Origin of the sequence: Paracoccus sp. SCSIO 75233, assembly GCF_027912675.1 — a bacterium.
In the GTDB taxonomy this organism is placed as follows: domain Bacteria; phylum Pseudomonadota; class Alphaproteobacteria; order Rhodobacterales; family Rhodobacteraceae; genus Paracoccus.
The window spans coordinates 616469-635121 of the sequence record NZ_CP115757.1 but is presented as its reverse complement, the minus strand read 5'-3'; the positions used below and the strand labels follow the sequence as shown (position 1 = coordinate 635121).

Annotated in this window: 23 protein-coding genes; all 23 read right to left on the bottom strand. The window is 66.9% G+C overall.

Annotated features, from left to right (window positions below):
- Positions 1-3 precede the first annotated feature (3 nt).
- Positions 4-450: a peptidase gene (locus tag PAF12_RS03125; RefSeq protein WP_271108556.1), complete on the bottom strand. Its 447-nt coding sequence runs from the start codon at positions 448-450 to the stop codon at positions 4-6.
- Positions 435-1298, bottom strand: coding sequence for a DUF2163 domain-containing protein (locus PAF12_RS03120; protein WP_271108555.1), 864 nt, complete (start codon positions 1296-1298; stop codon positions 435-437). The genes PAF12_RS03125 and PAF12_RS03120 overlap by 16 nt, the downstream gene beginning before the upstream one ends.
- Positions 1295-1924, bottom strand: coding sequence for a DUF2460 domain-containing protein (locus tag PAF12_RS03115; protein WP_271108554.1), 630 nt, complete (start codon positions 1922-1924; stop codon positions 1295-1297). Before PAF12_RS03115 ends, PAF12_RS03120 begins: the two co-directional genes overlap by 4 nt.
- A gap of 8 nt (positions 1925-1932) precedes the next feature.
- Positions 1933-2571: a phage tail tape measure protein gene (locus PAF12_RS03110; RefSeq protein WP_271108553.1), complete on the bottom strand. Its 639-nt coding sequence runs from the start codon at positions 2569-2571 to the stop codon at positions 1933-1935.
- Positions 2564-2773, bottom strand: coding sequence for a rcc01693 family protein (locus tag PAF12_RS03105; protein WP_271108552.1), 210 nt, complete (start codon positions 2771-2773; stop codon positions 2564-2566). The genes PAF12_RS03110 and PAF12_RS03105 overlap by 8 nt, the downstream gene beginning before the upstream one ends.
- A complete protein-coding gene (locus tag PAF12_RS03100; RefSeq protein ID WP_271108551.1) occupies positions 2770-3087 on the bottom strand; it encodes a GTA-gp10 family protein in 318 nt (105 codons plus the stop codon). Before PAF12_RS03100 ends, PAF12_RS03105 begins: the two co-directional genes overlap by 4 nt.
- Positions 3087-3500, bottom strand: coding sequence for a phage major tail protein, TP901-1 family (locus PAF12_RS03095; RefSeq protein ID WP_271108550.1), 414 nt, complete (start codon positions 3498-3500; stop codon positions 3087-3089). Before PAF12_RS03095 ends, PAF12_RS03100 begins: the two co-directional genes overlap by 1 nt.
- Positions 3501-3510: 10 nt before the next feature.
- Positions 3511-3930, bottom strand: a complete 420-nt coding sequence (locus PAF12_RS03090) for a DUF3168 domain-containing protein (protein WP_271108549.1) — start codon at positions 3928-3930, stop codon at positions 3511-3513.
- Positions 3927-4241 carry a head-tail adaptor protein gene (locus tag PAF12_RS03085; protein ID WP_271109637.1) on the bottom strand — a complete coding sequence of 105 codons (315 nt, stop codon included), beginning with the start codon at positions 4239-4241 and terminating at the stop codon, positions 3927-3929. Before PAF12_RS03085 ends, PAF12_RS03090 begins: the two co-directional genes overlap by 4 nt.
- A 17-nt stretch (positions 4242-4258) precedes the next feature.
- Complete coding sequence (locus PAF12_RS03080; protein WP_271108548.1) at positions 4259-4864, bottom strand: head-tail connector protein; 606 nt, start codon at positions 4862-4864, stop codon at positions 4259-4261.
- 142 nt (positions 4865-5006) lie between these two features.
- Complete coding sequence (locus tag PAF12_RS03075; protein ID WP_271108547.1) at positions 5007-6170, bottom strand: phage major capsid protein; 1164 nt, start codon at positions 6168-6170, stop codon at positions 5007-5009.
- A gap of 93 nt (positions 6171-6263) precedes the next feature.
- A complete protein-coding gene (locus tag PAF12_RS03070) occupies positions 6264-6788 on the bottom strand; it encodes an HK97 family phage prohead protease (RefSeq protein ID WP_271108546.1) in 525 nt (174 codons plus the stop codon).
- 1 nt (position 6789) lies between these two features.
- On the bottom strand, positions 6790-7014 hold the full coding sequence (locus PAF12_RS03065; protein ID WP_271108545.1) for a hypothetical protein: 225 nt from the start codon (positions 7012-7014) through the stop codon (positions 6790-6792).
- A 1-nt stretch (position 7015) separates the two neighbouring features.
- Complete coding sequence (locus PAF12_RS03060) at positions 7016-8203, bottom strand: phage portal protein (RefSeq protein ID WP_271108544.1); 1188 nt, start codon at positions 8201-8203, stop codon at positions 7016-7018.
- A gap of 376 nt (positions 8204-8579) precedes the next feature.
- Positions 8580-9926: a DNA-packaging protein gene (locus tag PAF12_RS03055; protein WP_271108543.1), complete on the bottom strand. Its 1347-nt coding sequence runs from the start codon at positions 9924-9926 to the stop codon at positions 8580-8582.
- Complete coding sequence (locus tag PAF12_RS03050; RefSeq protein ID WP_271108542.1) at positions 9877-10260, bottom strand: permease; 384 nt, start codon at positions 10258-10260, stop codon at positions 9877-9879. Before PAF12_RS03050 ends, PAF12_RS03055 begins: the two co-directional genes overlap by 50 nt.
- Positions 10261-10729: 469 nt before the next feature.
- A complete protein-coding gene (locus PAF12_RS03045; protein WP_271108541.1) occupies positions 10730-11179 on the bottom strand; it encodes a hypothetical protein in 450 nt (149 codons plus the stop codon).
- A gap of 95 nt (positions 11180-11274) precedes the next feature.
- Positions 11275-12444, bottom strand: a complete 1170-nt coding sequence (gene mltG / locus PAF12_RS03040; RefSeq protein ID WP_271108540.1) for an endolytic transglycosylase MltG — start codon at positions 12442-12444, stop codon at positions 11275-11277.
- A complete protein-coding gene (fabF, locus tag PAF12_RS03035; protein ID WP_271108539.1) occupies positions 12444-13706 on the bottom strand; it encodes a beta-ketoacyl-ACP synthase II in 1263 nt (420 codons plus the stop codon). The genes mltG and fabF overlap by 1 nt, the downstream gene beginning before the upstream one ends.
- Positions 13707-13966: 260 nt before the next feature.
- Positions 13967-14977, bottom strand: a complete 1011-nt coding sequence (locus PAF12_RS03030) for an NADP-dependent oxidoreductase (RefSeq protein ID WP_271108538.1) — start codon at positions 14975-14977, stop codon at positions 13967-13969.
- 82 nt (positions 14978-15059) lie between these two features.
- Positions 15060-15848 carry a crotonase/enoyl-CoA hydratase family protein gene (locus PAF12_RS03025; RefSeq protein ID WP_271108537.1) on the bottom strand — a complete coding sequence of 263 codons (789 nt, stop codon included), beginning with the start codon at positions 15846-15848 and terminating at the stop codon, positions 15060-15062.
- Positions 15845-16708 (bottom strand): hydroxymethylglutaryl-CoA lyase, encoded by an 864-nt coding sequence (locus PAF12_RS03020; protein ID WP_271108536.1) that lies wholly within the window; start codon positions 16706-16708, stop codon positions 15845-15847. Before PAF12_RS03020 ends, PAF12_RS03025 begins: the two co-directional genes overlap by 4 nt.
- A complete protein-coding gene (locus PAF12_RS03015) occupies positions 16705-18642 on the bottom strand; it encodes an acetyl/propionyl/methylcrotonyl-CoA carboxylase subunit alpha (RefSeq protein WP_271108535.1) in 1938 nt (645 codons plus the stop codon). The genes PAF12_RS03020 and PAF12_RS03015 overlap by 4 nt, the downstream gene beginning before the upstream one ends.
- Between the last annotated feature and the right edge of the window lie 11 nt (positions 18643-18653).

Sequence of the window (18653 nt, the reverse complement as noted above, 5' to 3'; positions counted from 1 at the left end):
CTCTCAATCGGGAAAGCGGAACCGCGCCGCAATCCGCCGCCGCCACGGTACGGGCAGCGGGCTTTCGACGACGCCGTGCCGGTCATAGGCGTGAATGAAGGTCGGGGCGTCACCCGCCGCCGACACAATCCCAAGATGTTTCGCCACAGCGCGCGGGCGCATCCGGAACAACAGCACCTGCCCCGGATGCAGCCCCGCATCATCCGGCAACAAATGCCGCGCCAGCCCGTTCATCAGCGCCTCATCGCCCGAATAATCGCCCCAGTCGGGCCGATAATCCGGCAACGTCGCAGGTTCTTCCCCGTAAACCTCGCGCCACACACCGCGCAAAAGCCCAAGGCAATCGCAGCCCGCGCCCCGCAGACTCGCCCGGTGCAGATATGGCGTGCCGATCCAGCCCCGCGCGATCCGCACGATCTCCGCGCTGCGCACCGTCACCGCGCCGGGCATTCATGCGCCCCGGATTGGTCGTCACCCGTGCCGTTGCGATCCGGCGCGATCAGCCAATCCTCATCCGGCAGATGCGGGAAGCCGCGGAAATTCAGGAAATTGGCGAATTTCGCCCGGCAGGTCGCCGGTGATCTGTCGCAACCCGCATATAGCCGGACCGGATCGCCCGCTGCGGGCGCAATCCCAGGCTCCGTCCACAGATCGACCTCGCGCGCACCACCCGGCCTGGCACGGTCATTCTTGATCTGACAGGCCAGCCCCTCCGCCGCGCCGCCGGTAAAGACCAGCCGCCCATGCTCGAACCAGCGGTCATCATGGCCCGCCAGCCCGGAAAGCTGCACCCGCGCGCCCGCGACCGCCGCGATCCGCGCCCCGGCAGAGAGGCCGGGCCGGTCCAGATCGACGCCACAATCGCCATCGCCCAGCACCGCCGCACAGCGCCGCTGATACACTTTCCCGTTCGGCTGGTTCAGCCGCTCCGACAGGCCGCGCAGCTCCGCCCGGAACGCCCCGCCCGACCGCGAGACCTCGCCCAGATGCCCGCGAAACACCAGCCTCCGCGCATCCGGGTCGCGCCAGTCCAGCTCCCATTGCCGCAATTCCGCCCCGTCCCAGCGACCGGCGAGAATATCGCGCTCCGCAATCGCGCCGCTGCTCAGCGCACCGATGACCTCGCTGTTATCAACCGAGAGGCCAGCGCCCTGCACCACGGCCTGCGCGGTCATCCCCGCCTCGGGCCGGAATTCGATCCCCTCGAAGGTCAAAGGCTCATCGTGGTCGGTGAACCCCAGCACCAGCCCATCGGCCCGCGTGATCGCCCAGGCCCGCGCATATGTCGTGATCGTCATAGCCGCACCTCGATCACAGGCACCTGCGGCACCTCACCGGCCCGAAACGTCGCCACCGATACCGCGATCCGGTCGGTGTCGAAACGCACCGGCACGTCGAACTCGAACCCGGCGGTGATCTCCGCCCCGTCGCCCGGCGCATGGGTCAGCGTGACGATGCCGGTCGTCGTGTCGACCTCGTAATCCACGCCCTCGCGCATCTCGTCGCCGCCAACGCCCAGCCGCACCGTCCCCCTGACCGGCTTCACCACCGGACGCACATAAGAGGACGGGCCAGAGCTATAGCGCTTCACAAGCTGAAACCGCGTCTCCCGCCCGTCCCCGGTGCCGATCACCTGATCCCGCCACGCCGGTTCGCGCCCCGGCAGGCAGCTTTTGTAATCGGCCCAATCCTTCCAGCGGAACCCGTGCATCTGGCCGCCGCGCGCCTCGAAAAACGCGATAAGCGCCGCGATGTCGTCCAGTGACCGCAGCCCGAGCCCGGCGTCGTAATGCCGCCGCGAATGCGCCCAAGGGGAGTTGCGCTCCTCGTGACCATTGCTCAGCGCCACGATCTCCGTGCGCCGCTCCGGCCCGCCAACGGACCCGAAGGAGAGATTGGCCGGAAACCTGATTTCATGAAACATATCGACCCTCACATATTGCGTTCGCCGCGCGCCAGCAGCCGCCCCATCTGCGCGGCAATCTGGCTTTGGGACCGGGCAAACCCCGCGACATCGGGCGTGTTCACGGTGATGCTGACATTCACCGGCCGCGCCGAACCGCCCGCCGCGGCAACGCCCAGACGCCCGTCCGGGCCGCGCGACAGCGGCATGATCGCCTCCGGCCCCGCCTCGCCCATCAGCCCGGTCCCGCCGCGCATCGGAAAGCGGACCGGCTGGCTGACCACGCCGCCCTTCGCGAATGCCGTGACCCGCCCGGCACTGAACGCCGCCCCTTGGGCAAAGGGCGACACGGCACCGTTGATCCCCCGCGCCAGCGCACCGGAGACAGCATCGCGCACAGGCTTCATCGCAATGTCATACGCCGTGTCCGACATGGATCGCGCCACGCCCTTCAACGCATCGCTCAGCTTCACGCCGTCGAACACGACACCGTCAAACGCCTTTTGCAGCCCCGAGCCGATGCCCTTCGCAAAGCGATCCACCTCGCGCCCCGCCAGCCACATATTGCGCTGCATCCTGCCCAGCTCGTCGCTGAAGGCACCCGTCACCTCGGCGGATTTCTCCATCTCGCGGCCCGGATCGCCGCCGCCCGCATCCATCTCAGCCATTCTCTGTCTCCTCTGCCGCATCCTGGTCCGGCCAGTCGCGCGCCAGCGCCTCCAGCCGCGACCGTGTCATCGGGGCCGCACAAGGCGCGACGCCCAGCATCAGCGCCAGCTCGGCAGGGGTCAGCGCCCAGAACTGATCCGGCGTCAGCCGCAGCCCCGCCATCCCGGCCCGCATCAGCCCGGCCCAATCCATCGCGCTCACCCCTCCGGCAGGGCGAAGGCCCGCGCCAGCAATTGCGCCGCCACCCGCGCCGCCGCCACCGGCCCGCCCGCAATATCCGCCGCCAGCAGATCGGCACGCCCGCCCTGCCAGCCACCGCCGCGCAGACCGGCCACGACAACCGCCATCACATCCACAGCCGAGAACCGCCGCCCCTCGAACCGCGCCGCGAGTTCCGTCAGCGCGCCGGTCCCCAACTCCGCCTCCAGCTCCGCCAGCGCCCCAAGCGTCAGCCGCGCCCGATGCGCCACGCCGTCCAGCGTGATCTCCACCTCGCCCCGCATCGGATTGACCATCACAGCGCCACGAAGCTCAGCGCACCGGCACTCGCCAGCGCGATTTCATAGGTCGCCTCGCCATTATGGCTGCCGGCATATTCCAGCGACGTGATCTGGAACGGCCCCTCGATGATCCCGAAATCCGGGATAATGACCTGACAGCGCGTCACCTCGCCGTCGAAAAACACCTGCCGCGCACGCCCATCCGTCGCCGCATCCCGGAACACGCCGGAGCCGGAGACAGAGGCGGATCGCACCCCCGCGCCCCCCAGCAATTCACGCCACTGCCCCTCGCTCTCAAGGCTGGTGACATCCACCGTCTCGGCGTTGAACCCGATCCGCGTCGCCCGCAGACCGGCCACCGTCTCGAACGTACCAGCGCCGCTCATATCCATTTTGATCAGCAGATCGCGCCCATTCTGAACCGCCATGTAAACCTCCTCAGACCAGATCAATCAGCGCGCGGAAGGTCAGATCGACCCGCCGTTTCGCGCCCTTTTCCGCCCGCGCCGCACGGGCGCGCAAAAACCACAGCCCGGCCACCGGACCGGCCCCTGTCACCAGATCGGCACCCTCAAGCGCCGCCGTCACCGCCGCCCCGGCCCGTTTCAGCGCCGCAAACCCCGCCGGAGCCGCGCCGCCCGCCAGAACGGAGACGGTGAAATCATGCCGCGAGACACTGCCGCCGCTATCCGCAACCCCCCGGACCTCCTCGGCCCCAAGCGCCAGATAAACCCCGCCCGGCGCCGTCACCGGCACGGCATCGAACACCGCATCCCCCACCTCGGCGGCGACGCCCGCATCGCTGCGCAAACAGTCGTAGACGGCCGCCTGCAACGCCGCCGATGCGCCATAACTCATGTTCTTGCCTCCTCTGCCGTGATCCGCAGAAACCGCGCCGCCGCGCCGGTCTCCGCCACTGCCTCAATCAGGAACACACGCTGCCCGATCCGCAGTCGCTGCCCCGCCACCGGCCTGCGCGGATCGCCCGGCGGACACGCCCGCAGCGTGATCGTCCAGCGGACCACGCTCGCCATACCGGCACCGCCGCCGCGCAAACCGCCCGCGCCCGGCTTCATCTGCCCGTAAACCAACCCGATCGCGCGCCACGCGACCGCGTGACCGCCCATCCCATCGGGCTGCGGCGCGCCGGTCTCCAGCACCAGCGGCACGCTCAATCGCACCCCCCTCATCGCGCCGCCCGACCGCATAGCAGCCTGACCGCGCGCCACGGCTCGATCAGCGCACTCACCGCCAGGGGCAGCGCCTGCCGCGCCCGCTCGTCGCTGCGATCCTCGTAATAGCGGGCAGCCAGCATCATCACCGCCTGCGCCAGATCGGCAGGGACATCCTCCCAGCCCGCCGCGAACCCTGCGGCAAAGCGGATCACCACACGCCCGCCCGCAGGCACCTCCGGCAATCGCCCCGCACAAGGCCGGATCACCGGACGCATCGCATCCGCAACCAGCCGCCAGCGATCCGCCGCAACCGCGCGCACGGCGCCTTCCGCATCCTCCAGCACCACCGAATGCACCACGCTCACCGGGGCCAGGGGCAGCGCCTGCACGCCCGCATCGCGCCAGCCCTCCAGCACCAGCCGATAGTCACGGCGCAGCAGAACCTTGCCGGTGCGCCCCTCGATCGCCGCCATCGCCGCGCGCAGAAACCCGGCCAGCGCCCGGTCCTCCTCGGCTGTCGCAGGCAGCTCGAAGCCCGAGCCCAGCCGCAAATGCGCGCGCAACCGCGCCACCGGCAGCGCCGCATCGGGCGGTGCCGTCTCTTCGACAAGTATCATCCCAAACCTCCCGTCCGGGCCGGCCCTCCCGGCCGGTCGCTCTCAAGGAAATGCCGCGCCGGCGCATCGCCCCTGGCATGCGCGGACAGTTGCTGAGCCGGCGGCACGATCCACCGGCGCGGCGCTCAACCGCCTGAAATCGTCAGGCGGAGAACCTCAGAGCCTTCAGCGCCCGGCCATCGACCAGCCCGCCGCCGACGCGCTTGGTGGCATAGAACAGCACATGCGGCTTGGCCGAGAACGGATCGCGCAGCACCCGCAATTCGGGACGCTCGACAATCGTGTAGGCGGCGCGGAAATCGCCGAACAGCACCGACAGGCTGCCCGGCGCCATCTCCGGCATATCCTCGGCCAGCATCACCGGATAACCCAGCAGCCGCGCCGGTTCGCCCGCCGCAAGGCTGTCGGCCCAGATGAAGCGCCCGTCCCCATCCTTCAGCTTGCGAAGCGTCGCAGCCATCCGCGAGCTCATCAGGAAAGTCGCATTGGCCCGGTGCTGCGCGTGCAGCGCATAGACCAGATCAATCAACACCTCCGCCGCCTTACCGCTGGCAAACGCCCCGTCAGCGCCGGTCCTTATCTCCCCAATGGAATCGATGGCACCGACCCCGGTCGGATCGGTCAGACCGGCAACCAGACCCTGCGGCTTTTCGATCCCGTCGCCGCGCAGGAACGCATAAGCCTCCGCACGGGTGAATTTCTCGGCAATCCGCCCGGCCAGCCACGCCTCGACATCGAATGCCGCATCGTCCAGCAGCCGCTGGCTCACCTTCGGCATGGCGGAAAGCTCGTGAACGGGGATGGAGATCCGCTGAACCGCGCCCGTATCCGTCTCCACCTGATCGCCCTCGCCCGACCAGCCGCTGACCAGCTCGTCCCGCTCGACCAGCACGTCATAGCTCGCCGCCTCGACCGTCACCACATTGCACAGCGCACGCAGCGAGACCGCACCCGTCAGCGCCGTCCTGACGGTGTCAGCCACCTGCGGCGCGGCCAGAAACCCGCCATCCGACGCCGCCGCCATCCCCTTCTCCTCAATCGCCAGCCCGCGCATACCGGCATCGTCGCCGCTGCGCAGATAGGCGTTGAACGCCTTGCCATGCGGCACCTCCGGCGCAGCCTCGGTCGACAAAGGGCTGCGGTTACGAAAAGCGGTCTTGCGTTCAAACATGCTCATACGGTCATCCTGTGCTTCGAGTTTCTTCTGAACATCCTCGCGAAAGCCCTTGAGTTCTTCGACAAACCCCATCAGCGCAGCCTTCAGCTCGCCGGGCGCGTGCGGCGCCCCGGTTCCGGTCCCGGTCATCAACCTCTCCTTGTCAGTCAATCGTCAGTAAATCGGGGCATCGCCCCGTCCGTGCGGACCGCCACGCGGCCCGAACCTCTCGCCCTGCGGGGCCTACCCCCGCAGCGCCGCCGTCGCCGCCATCAGCGCGGCGGCAACCTCCCGGTCGTCTTCCTGCTTGGCGGCCAGCCGCGCCCCCGGCAGCATCGGAAATGTCACCAGCGAGACCTCCCACAACGCCACCTCGCGCAGCACCCGCCGGCCCTTGCCATCCTTCCCGGCCCTGAGCGTCCGGTAGCCGATGGACAGCCCATCCATCGCCCCCGCCTCGATCAGCGCCGCCGCCTCCCGTGCCAGCCCGATCTCCGGCAGCAGCCGCCCCCGGACCCGCAGCCCGGTCGCGTCCTCGCAAACCTCGTCCCAGACACCGACAGGCCGCGCCGGATCGTGCTGCCACAGCATCCGCACCCGCTCCCCCCGCGCCGCCAGCCGCGCCAGAGAGGCGCTGAATGCCCCCGCCGCAACAATATCGCCGCCCTGATCCGGCACGCCGAACAGGCTCGCATAGCCCCCGATCTCAGCGCCATCGCAGCGCAGCGACCCGCCGCCCGCGAATTTCACCTCCAGACCATGTCCCATCTCACCCCCCATTCGCAGACAGCCCGATCAGCGATTGCATGGCCTGCGTCAGAATGACGGCCACCACCCCGTAAACCGTCATCCACAAGCGCCGCTCCAACCGCTCGATCAGCGCCTCGATCCGCTCCAGCCGCTTGTCCACGGCACCGAATTGCAACGCCATCACCCGCTCCTGCGCCTCGATACGCAGATGATGCGGATCGAAGCTCTCCCGTCCGCCATCCATCTCAACCCCCTTCCGATGCCAGAGGCGGCAGACCCAGCGCCGCCCGCTTCTCCGCATCGCTCAGAAACGAGGCCGCACCGATGCGCCGCCACTGCTGATCCCGCTCCTCCGACAGCGCCGGGATCTGGTCGGGGTCCGGCCTCAAGCCGACCTCCGCGCCCAGATGCTCCGACAGAAACCACGCCACCGAAGCCGCCACCCGCGTCACCAGCGGCAACACCGTCAGCCGGTAAAGCGCCCGGTTCGCCTCGGCATAATTGGCGTAAGTCGCATCGCCCGGGATCCCGATCAGCATCGGCGGCACGCCAAAGGCCTGCGCAATCTCACGCGCCGCCGCCTGCTTAGTCTGGTGAAACTCCATATCCGATGGCGAGAACCCCATCGGTTTCCAGTCCAGCCCCCCTTCCAGCAGCATCGGACGGCCCGCATTGCGCGCGCCCTGATGATGCATCTCCATCTCCACGGTCAGCCGCTCATATTGCTCGGCCGACAGGTTTCCCTGCCCATCCGGCCCCTGATAGACAATCGCGCCCGAGGGCCGCGCCGCATTGTCCAGAAGCGCCTTCGACCAGGCAGAGGCGCTGTTATGGACATCCACCGCCACCGCCGCCGCCTGCAAGGGCGACAGACCGTAATGGTCATCGCAGGGGTGAAAACTGCGGATATGACAGACCGGATCAGGACTGCCGGTCATGTCAAACCGATGCTTGCGCCCGCCCAGCGCATATTCATAGGCCACCGGCCAGCCATCCGGCCCCGGCACCACGCTCATCCGGTCGGATCGCAACACATGCAACTCCACCGGCAACCCCTCGCCCGCGCCGACCGCCTCCAGATAGCCATTCCCGCTTAGCAGGATCTGCCCGAACAACGCCTCGAACAGCTCCGCCCGCCCTTGCGCCGGGTTAGGCCTGCGCAGCAATTCCAGCACCGGGTGGGCGTCATAGCGCCGTGTTTCATCCTGACAGATCAGCGGCACCGCCGCCGCAGCCTCGGCAATCAGCCGCACGGCGCGAAACCCGACCAGATTGCCGATGAACCCGCCCCGCGTCAGCGTCCCCGTATCCCGCGCCGACCAGACCACCCGCCCCGTCGCCGCCGCGATCGAGGCGACCCGCCCCGCCGCACTCGCCTTTTTCTCCATGACCGGCGCAGCCTCTGCCCGCCGGGAAAACAATCGAAACGCCATACCGCGCCTCCCTATCACCCCATGAAAAAAGGCCGCCCAGAAGGACGACCCACACCACTCTCAGCCCAAAACCGCACCCTCACAGCACGGCTTTCATCTTTCATCCTGGCCCAAATATCCCGGGGGCACGGGGCAGCGCCCCGGAGAACTTGCAAACCGGGCCCGGATTCAAGGGGCGCAGCCCCGCCGGGCCAGCGTCCGACCGCCCGTCATGTCATCGACATGCAAAGCATGGTGGGCGAACGCTTCGCCACCGCTCCACACCAAACATCTGTTCAGCGGGACTGCACCATAAAGCGCCACGCTCAACCCACTGAAGCGTCCCCCCGCGGTCTCCCGCCGCCCCTCTGTCGCGCTCAAGACCCGCCGGGCCATCTCACAACCCCCGCATCCGAGGCCGCCGATACGCCCCAGCCGGTTCGATCATCAGCGCGTGAACCGCCCAGACCAGCGCGTCCAGCCGGTCGGGCGAGCCCTTCCCCTCATAGCCTCGAAGCGTCATCCGGCACATCTGATCCTCCAACGCGCCCAGCGAAGCCCCGCGCAGATGCTTCACCCGCCCCTGCTCATACAGCGCCGCCACCGGCTCCGCCCGCGCCGCCTTGCCACGCCCGGCATGAAGCGCCCGGAACGGGACCAGCGGATCGACCTGCCGCAGCACCGTGCCGATCAGATCGCCGCCCTGATTGACCTCCGCCACCAGCCGCTCCGCCTTGTGCCGGTCCATCGCCGCAATCGCCGCCCGCGCCCACTCCACCGGGCTGCCCTTCACGCTCGCATCCTCGATCACATAGGCCCGCCAATCCTGCGGCGCGCCCCGCGCCACGACCCCCGCCACCACGATCCCGCATTCATCCGACCGAGCACCCGAGGACACCGCCGGATCAAGCGCCACCACCACCCGATCCAGCTCCGGCAGCGCATCGACACGGGCGCCCTCGACCGAGGCCGTGGTCCACAGCGCACCCTCGACATCCTCCAGCAGCACGCCCTCCAGCTCCTGCCGCCCCAGCCGCGTGCCGCCATAACGCGCGCCCACCTCGGCCAGAAAACTCTCGGCCAGATAGGCCCGGTTGGCATCGGTCGGCGCATGGGTCGTCACGGTCGAGGCGCTTTGCAAAATCCGCTTCAGCACCTCGACATTCTTCGGCGTGGTGGTGACGACCTGCTGCGGATGCGCGCCCAACCGCAGGGCGAATTGCAGCATATCCCATGTCTCCTCCCCCTTCTTCCACTTCGCCAGCTCATCGACCCAGGCCGCGTCGAATTGCGGCCCTCGCAGCGCCTCCGGCTCATGCGCCGAAAACGCCATCGCCACAGCCCCGTTCGGCCAGACCAGCCGCCGCCGCGTGGCCTCCCAGACCGGACGCCGGTCGGGCGGCGAACAGGCGATGATCCCGCTGTCACCGAACACCATCACCTCGCGCACCTGATCGAAGGTCTCGCCCACCAGCGCCACCCGGGCGCACGAACCCGGCGCCTCGGGCGCGGCACCCTCCACCTTGCGCAGCACCCATTCGGACCCGGCACGGGTCTTGCCCGCACCGCGCCCGCCCATGATCACCCAGCTTTTCCAATCCCCCTCCGGCGGCAATTGATGCGGCAACGCCCAGAACTCGAACAGCCACGGCAGGCTGGCCAGCGCATTATCGCTCAACCCTTCCAGAAACCCGTCAACCGCCTCCGGCGCGGCGCAGGCAAGCCAGTCTGCGCCCGATCTCATCACGGGCGGCGGCGAGATCGAATGCACCTGCGCCGACGCCTCCGGCAATGTCCTTGCGTAGCTTTTCAACCTTGTTCCTTTCTTCGAGCATAAGCTGCGTGGCGCTCCGAAGCTCGCGGGCGACTTTCACCGCATCCTTCAGATCGCCGATCTCCCCCGCCCGCAGCCGCCGCCGCAACAGGGTCAGATCCTCCGCGCAACCGCGGAACAACGCGCCCGCGATCTCGATATCTTCCATGGCCGACTGGGGCTGAAACACCCCCTCCGGCGGTTCCGTCCCCTGATCGAATTTCACTGTCATCCAGTCATGCCCCGCCTCGTGATCTGTCCGCACGAGCCAAGAAACGAAAAAGCGGCCACAGGTCAGTGACCCGGCCGCTCGCCCATTTCTCCCAGCATGGGAAATTCCTATCAAACACCGTTCGCTGAGTCAATATTTTCGATTTATATGAGAATTTTAACCACGATTCTTCCAGCAAATTATGGGGATTTCAGCCATGCAACACCCAAGCCCGCAGCCCCGCAACACCAGCGGGTTTTTACGCCGAATCCCGGGGCAGTGCGTTGAAACGCACCCTACGACCCATCACAAACCGTCCGCCACGGTACGTTAAAACGCACCCTACGGCCCATCACAAACCACCCGACACGGTGCGTTAAAACGCACCCTACAACCCAAACCGCAAACCATCCGTAGGGTGCGCTTTAGCGCACCAACCACCACACCAAAACACACCCATCACCAACCACCCGTAGGGTGCGTTTCAACGCACCACCCGACACACCAAACGCACCCTACAAAATCACGCCTGCCCGGTCTTCGCCGCCTCGGCCTTGGCCCGCGCCTCGGACGCCTCGGCGACGGCCTTGCTGGCCTCCTCCTGCACCTGCTGCGCGTACGACACCATATTCGCCGCATAGGCCTCGTACCAATCGGCGGTCTCCTCCGCTTGCATGGTCTCGGCCTTCTTGCGCATCTCTTCCGCCTTGGCGCGGGTGTCCTCGACCGATTTGTCCCAGTCCGTCTTGGCCTGGCTCCACTGCGCCTTGACCTCCTCGCTGGCCTCGTCGAAATAGCCCTGAATCTGCTTGTTCAGCTCTTCCTGACGCTCAGCCGCGGACTCCCGCCAGTTGCGCATATTCTCCGCCAGATCCTCGCCGCGGTCGCGCATATCTTCCTGCCATTTGGAAAGGCGCTTCTCAAAATCCTCGGCATTGCGGGCAAGACTGGAAAACATATCGGACAGCTTCATGGCGTAACCTCCGTAATCGCCTGATTTGTCTTCCCAACAAGAAACCCCCGCGCCGGGTTCCGGGCGGGGGCTGGCAAATCCGGGATTTACATAAATTAACCGTCAGAGCCCTGCTGCGACGCCCGTTCCGCCTCGATCTCGCGCCAGCGTGCCACGGCGGCGTTATGCTCCTCCAGCGTACGCGAGAACTGGTGCCCGCCAGAGCCATCCGCGACAAAGAAGATATAATCCGTTTCCGCCGGGTTCAGCGCCGCCTCGATCGCGGCGCGGCCCGGATTAGCAATCGGCGTCGGCGGCAAGCCGTCGATCTGATAGGTGTTCCAGTCGGTGCGCGTGTCCAGCTCCGACCGCCGCAAACCCCGATCCAGAACGCCGCGCCCCTCGGTCACGCCATAAATCACCGTCGGGTCGGTCTCCAGCCGCATCCCCTCGCGCAGACGGTTCACAAAGACGCTGGCCACGGTCGAGCGCTCATCCGGCACCCCGGTTTCCTTCTCGACGATAGAGGCCATAATCAACGCCTCCTCCGGGCTGTCATAGGGCAGACCGAACGGGCGCGAATCCCACGCCGATTGCAGGATCGACGCCTGACGTTCGGCCATAAGCGCCAGCAAGGCCTCACGGTCCCCATTGCGCGAGACCTCGTAGCTGTCAGGTGCCAGTGACCCCTCCGCCGGAACCTCGCTGACCTCGCCTGACATGAAGCTCGCCCGCTTCAGCCCCTCGACGATCTGCCAGCTTGTCACCCCCTCGGCCACGGCAATGCGCAGCCGCGCATCCGGCTGCTCCTCGGCGGCGGTGATCGCCTCCGGCTCGGCCTCGGTCGCGGGGTTGTAGCTGATGCGTTCCTCATATTGCGCGGTCTCGGGGTTGATGTCGCGCAACACCACGGAATCGGCACGAACACCGATGCGGTAAATCACCTCCGTCCCGCAGGTCGACGGCCCGCCCTCGGTGATGACATCGACGATGCTCGCCATGCTCGCACCCGGCTGCACCAGATAGGAGCCGAATTTCAGATCCCGCGACTTGCCCGCCGAATCCGCACCCGCCCGGAAGATATAGGCGTTGGAGATCGCCCCTTGCGCCTCAAGCTGCTTGCTGACAGCGGTCAGCGACGCCCCGCGCGCCACCTGCACGCATTGCGCCACCTCGCTCGGCCCCTCGCCGGAATATTGCGCCCGGCCCCAGGCGACGACACCCGCCGCCACCACCAGCAGCAGCACCGCCAGGGTGAGGAAATTTGAAACGATGTTTTTCCACATCAGCCACGAACCTTCCCGACGATCAGACAGGCATTGGTGCCACCGAATCCGAAGCTGTTCGATAATGCCACATCCACCTTGCGCCGCACAGCCGCATTTGCCGCAAGATCCAGCGTCGGTTCAACCGCAGGTTTATCAAGATTGATCGTCGGCGGCACGATCTGATCACGCACCGCCAGCACGCAGAAAATCGCCTCAACCGCGCCCGCAGCGCCCAGCAAATGCCCGATGCTGGATTTCGTCGACGACATGGTGACGTTTTTCGCATGATCGCCCAGCAGCCGCTCAACCGCGCCCAGCTCGATCGTATCCGCCATGGTTGAAGTGCCATGCGCGTTCACATAATCGATATCGGACGGCTCCAGCCCGCCATTCTTCAGCGCCGCCTGCATGGCGCGGAACCCGCCATCGCCATCCTCGGACGGCGCAGTAATGTGATAGGCGTCACCCGACAGCCCGTAACCCAGCACCTCGGCATAGATCTTCGCGCCGCGCGCACGCGCGTGCTCATATTCTTCCAGCACCACGCAGCCCGCGCCCTCGCCCATGACGAAACCGTCACGATCCTCGTCATAGGGACGGCTCGCCGCCTGCGGATCGTCGGCGCGCTTGGTGGACAGCGCCTTGCAGGCGTTGAACCCGGCGATCCCGATTTCGCTGATCGGGCTTTCCGCCCCGCCCGCGACCATGACGTCGGCATCGCCCAGCATGATCAGCCGCGCCGCATCGCCAATCGCATGCGCACCCGTCGAGCACGCCGTGACGACCGAATGGTTCGGCCCCTTGAACCCGAACCGGATCGAGACCTGACCGGAGATCAGGTTGATCAGCGAACCGGGAATAAAGAACGGCGACACCCGTTTCGGCCCGCGCTCCTTGATCAGAATCGCCGTCTCGGCAATCGTCGACAACCCGCCGATCCCCGATCCGATCATGACGCCGGTGCGCAGCTTCTCATCCTCGGACGGGGTCTCCCAGCCCGCATCCCGCACCGCCTGAGTGGCGGCGGCGATGCCGTAAAGGATGAACTGATCGACCTTGCGCCGGTCCTTGGCGTCCAGCCAGTCGTCAGGGTTGAACGTGCCGTCGCTGCCATCCCCGAACGGGATTTCGCAGGCATATTTCGTGACCACGTTTTCAGGATCGAAACGGGTGATGGTCCCGGCGCCGGACTGCCCGTCAAGCAGCCGCTCCCATGTCGCCTCCACGCCCGAAGCCAGCGGCGACACCATTCCAAGTCCCGTAACAACTACCCTGCGCATCGCGTCATCCTTCTGCTCATTTCGCGATCTGATACACGCAAGCCAGTATGCACGCAACTTCGCAGCGCCCGCCAGAGCCCGCATCTCACGGAGCTTTTTTCAGGCGTCCAGGTCACCCCCGCCCGGAAACAAAGGGCGCAAGCCCGCCGGGCGTGTGCCGGGCGGCACCATATCGCCGTCCTGCCCTGCGACAGGGTCAGCCGATAAGCCAGCTTACAAGATGCGTCAGTTTAGAAGGGGCGTCAGTTTAGAAGGGGGCGTCAGTCCCCGGCCATCTGCAAAACGACCTTGCCCTTGGCCCGGCCGGTTTCCAGATAGGCCATCGCCTCCGCCACCTGATCGAAAGGGAAAACCCGGTCCACGACCGGCTTCAACGCACCCGTCTCGATCAGACCGGCAAGCTCCGCCAGTTCCGGCCCGCTCGGATGCATGAACAAAAACCGATAGCGCGCGCCGTGCTGCCGCGCAGCACCGCGCAGCTTTCGGGAAATGAACCAGAACGCCGCCGTCATGAACGGCCCAAGCCCCAGATCCTTCCGCGCCGTCTCCGGCTCCGGCAGCCCGGCGACGGAAACCACCATGCCGCCCGGTTTCACCACGCCGAACGACGCCTCCAGCGTCTCTCCGCCCAGCAGGTCGAACACACCGTCCATATCGCTCAACCGATCCTGAAACCGCTCTTGCGTGTAGTCTATCACCCGGTCGGCACCAAGCCGCTCCACCAACTCGCGCCCACGGGGCGAGGCGGTCGTGGTCACCTCCGCCCCCAGCCATTTCGCGATCTGGATCGCAAATGTCCCGACCCCGCCGGCACCGGCAGGAATAAAGACCCGGTCCCCCGGCTTCAGCTTCAATTCGTCGCGCAAGGCCTGCAACGCCGTCAGCCCGGCCAGCGGCACCCCCGCCGCCGTCACCAGATCCAGCCCGTCCGGCACCAGCGCCAGCAGATCCTGCGGCACAACCGCATATTCGGCAAACGCGCCAAGCCGGTCCTTGGGCATCCGCACGAAAACCCGGTCGCCCGGCGCAAAACCCTCGACCCCCTCGCCCAAAGCTTCGACGACACCGGCAATCTCATTGCCCATCACCACCGGCAAGGCAAAGCGCGTGATCGCCTTCAAATCGCCCTTGCGGATCTTGTAATCCAACGGGTTCAGCCCGGCGGCATGGACCCGGACCAGCACCTCGCCCCGTCCCGGCTGAGGGGTTTCCACCTCGCGCAGTTCAGCGCATTCGGGACCGCCATATCCGGTCATCAGAAATGCTCTCATCCTCGGCCCCTTTCATCTGGCTGACAGACAGTCTCATGCACAGATCAAAGCCGCATGACGGGAAATTCAACCCCGCGTCGGATCAGCCCTGCTGCCAGCCCGGCTTGCGCTTGTCGAAAAACGCCGCGATCCCCTCGGGCGCTTCCTCGCCCTCCCATGTCGCGATCAGCCGGTCTATCGTGTCCGCGATCACCGCCTCGTCAATGCGCGGACCGAGCGCGCGCGCCAGCCGCTTCGCTTGCGCCACGGCACCCGGCGCACAGTGGAGATAGGGCGCAACCTCCGCCTCCACGGCGGTATCCAGATCATCCGGCGCAACGACACGGGCGACAAGGTTCAGCGCCTCCGCCTCATCCGCATCGAAAATCCGCGCCGACATGAACACCCGCCGCGCCTTGTCCTCACCCATCCGGGCCAGCACATACGGACCGATGGTGGCCGGGATCAGGCCCAGCCGCGTCTCGGTAAAGCCGAATTTCGTGTCCTCCGCCGCAATCACCACATCGCAGACCGACATCATGCCCAGCCCGCCGCCAAAGGCGTTGCCGTGAACCCGCCCGATCAGCGGCTTGTCCATCACGTTCATCGCATTGAGCATCGTTGCAAGCTGCCTTGCCCCCGCCCGCCGAGTCGCCGCATCCGCCGCCATCTGCTCACGCATCCAGCCCAGATCGCCGCCCGCGCAAAACACCGGCCCGTCAGCGGCAAGGATCACCACGCGCACCGCCCGGTCGGCACTCAGCACCGCCGCCGCATCGGTCAGCTCGTCCAGCATGGCTGAGGACAGCGCGTTCCGCTTCTCCGGCTGGGCCAGCGACAGCGTCGCCACCCCCCGCACATCGGTTTCAATCCGTATCGCCTGATAGCTCATGCCAGTTCCCCCTCACGCAGACCGCGCGCAAATGCCGCCGCCCGGTCGATCTTTGCCGGGTCCAGCCCGGTCTCATACCCCGCCGCCGCCAGATGCGCCGCCACGGCTTCCGTCGCGACATTGCCAGCCGCACCGGGCGCATAGGGGCAACCGCCCAGCCCCCCGACGGCGGCATCGAACACCCGGACCCCACGGGCCAGCGAGGCGTCAATATTCTGCAACGCCCGCCCCGCCGTGTCGTGATAATGCCCGGCCAGCTTCTCCGCCGGGATCTCGTTCAGCACGGCCGAGAGCATCGCATCTATCGTCTCCGGCCGCCCCTGCCCGATCGTGTCGGCAAGGCTAATCTCGTAACAACCCATCTCATACAGCCGCGAGGCCACCCGGACGACATTTTCCGGCGGCGTCGGCCCGTCGAAGGGGCAATCCGTGACCGTGCTGACATAGCCCCGCACCGGAATCCCATCCGCCTTCGCCGCCGCCATGATCGGCACGAAACGTTCCAGAGTCTCGTCAATCGTGGCGTTCAGATTGGCGTTGCTGAACCCTTCGGACGATGACGCGAACACCGCCACCTCACCAGCCCGCGCCGCGCGCGCGCCCTCATAGCCCTTCATATTCGGGGTCAGCACGGCATAGCTGATGCCGGGGCCGCGCGTGATCCCGGCCATGACCTCCGCCGCGTCGCCCATCTGCGGCACCCATTTCGGGGAGACGAAGCTCGTCACCTCGATCCGCCGGAAGCCGCAGCCCGACAGCATATCGACCAGCGCGATCTTCTGCACCGCCGGGATCAGGCGCTTTTCATTCTGCAACCCGTCACGCGGGCCCATCTCGAAGATTTCGACGAAACCGCTCATGCCGCAGCCTCTTCTTCCTCCAGCCGGATCAGGGGGGCGCCCGCCTCCACCTGATCGCCAGCCGCAGCCAGCACCTCGGCCACCACACCGTCGCGGGCGGCGGTCAGGCTGTGTTCCATCTTCATCGCCTCCAGCACGGCCAGCCGGTCGCCCGCCTTCACCGCCTGCCCGGCCTCGACATGAACCGATTTCACCAGGCCCGGCATCGGCGACAGCGTCAGCGCATCGCCCCCCGCCCCGGACGTATCGACATCCAGGGGATCGCGCGGCACCAGCGTCAGGCTGCGCCCGCCGAACACGCTGACGCCTGCATCATGGGTCACGATCCGGTTGCGGCGCAGCGCGCCATCGACCCACCAGCGGTCACCCTGCCAGCGGACCTCATGCGCGGTCCCGTCACCGAGTGTCACGCGCGCGGCCCCCGGCCCCTGCACCTCCAGCACGGCCTCGCCACCGTCCCAGGAGACGGTCCGGCGCAAGGGCTGCCACAAGGTCACCCCGCCCCGCGACTGCGGATCGGCCAGCCCGGCCAGCCCCACAACGCCGAGCGCCACCGCCCGAGGATCAGGCTCCGCCGCCGCGACCAGATCGTCCAGATCGCGCCCGATCAGCCCGGTATCGACCTCGCCCTTGCGGAACCCCTCATGCCGGGTCAGGGCGATGAGGAAATCGACATTGGTCACGCTGCCCGCGACCTCCGTATCAACGAGAGCCGTCTCCAGCGCACGCAAGGCAATCGCCCGCGTCGGGCCATAGGTCACCACCTTGGCAATCATCGGGTCATACCACGGGCTGATCGTGTCGCCGGGCCGCACCCCGGTTTCGATCCGCGCAGCATCGGGGAATTGCAGATGCGCCAGCGTCCCCGTCGCGGGCAGGAACCCGGCTGGCACATCCTCGGCGTAAAGCCGCGCCTCGAAAGCATGGCCACGGATATGCAGATCGCCCTGTTTCGCGGGCAAAGCCTCGCCGCTTGCCACGCGCAACTGCCATTCGACCAGATCGACGCCGGTGATCAGCTCCGTCACCGGATGCTCGACCTGCAAACGGGTGTTCATCTCCATGAACCAGAACCCGTCCTCGCGCAGCCCGTCCGAGCCATCGACGATAAACTCAATCGTCCCCGCACCTTTGTAATTGATCGCCTCCGCCGCGCGCACGGCGGCGGCACCCATGATTTTCCGGATTTCAGGCGGCATGTCAGGGGCGGGCGCTTCCTCGATCACCTTCTGGTGGCGGCGTTGCAGGGAGCAGTCACGCTCGAACAGATGCACGGCGCGGACCCCGTCGCCAAACACCTGCACCTCGATATGCCGGGGCTGGAGGATATATTTCTCAATCAGCACATCCGGGTTGCCGAACGCCGTCCGCGCCTCACCCTGAGCGGAGGCCAGCGCATCGGCGAAATCCTTCGCATCGTCAACCCGCCGCATCCCCTTGCCGCCGCCGCCTGCCACAGCCTTGATCAGCACCGGATAGCCGATCCGTTCGGCCTGTTTCGCCAGATGACCGGCGTCCTGATTATCGCCGTGATAGCCGGGCACGACCGGCACCCCGGCTTTTTCCATCAGCGCCTTTGCGGCATCCTTCAGCCCCATGGCCCGGATCGCCTTGGCGGACGGCCCGATAAAGACCAGCCCCGCCGCCTCGACCGCATCGACGAAATCGGGGTTTTCGGACAGGAAGCCATAGCCGGGATGGATCGCCTCCGCCCCGGTGTCCAGCGCGGCCCGGATGATCGCATCGCCGCGCAGATAGCTGTCGGCAGGCGCAGGCCCGCCCAGATGCACCGCCTCATCGGCCATCGCCACATGCCGCGCCGCGCGGTCGGCATCGGAATAGACCGCAACCGTCGCCACGCCCATCTTGCGGCAGGTGTCAATGACCCGGCACGCGATCTCGCCGCGATTGGCGATCAGGATTTTCTGGAACATTTGGCTCCTCC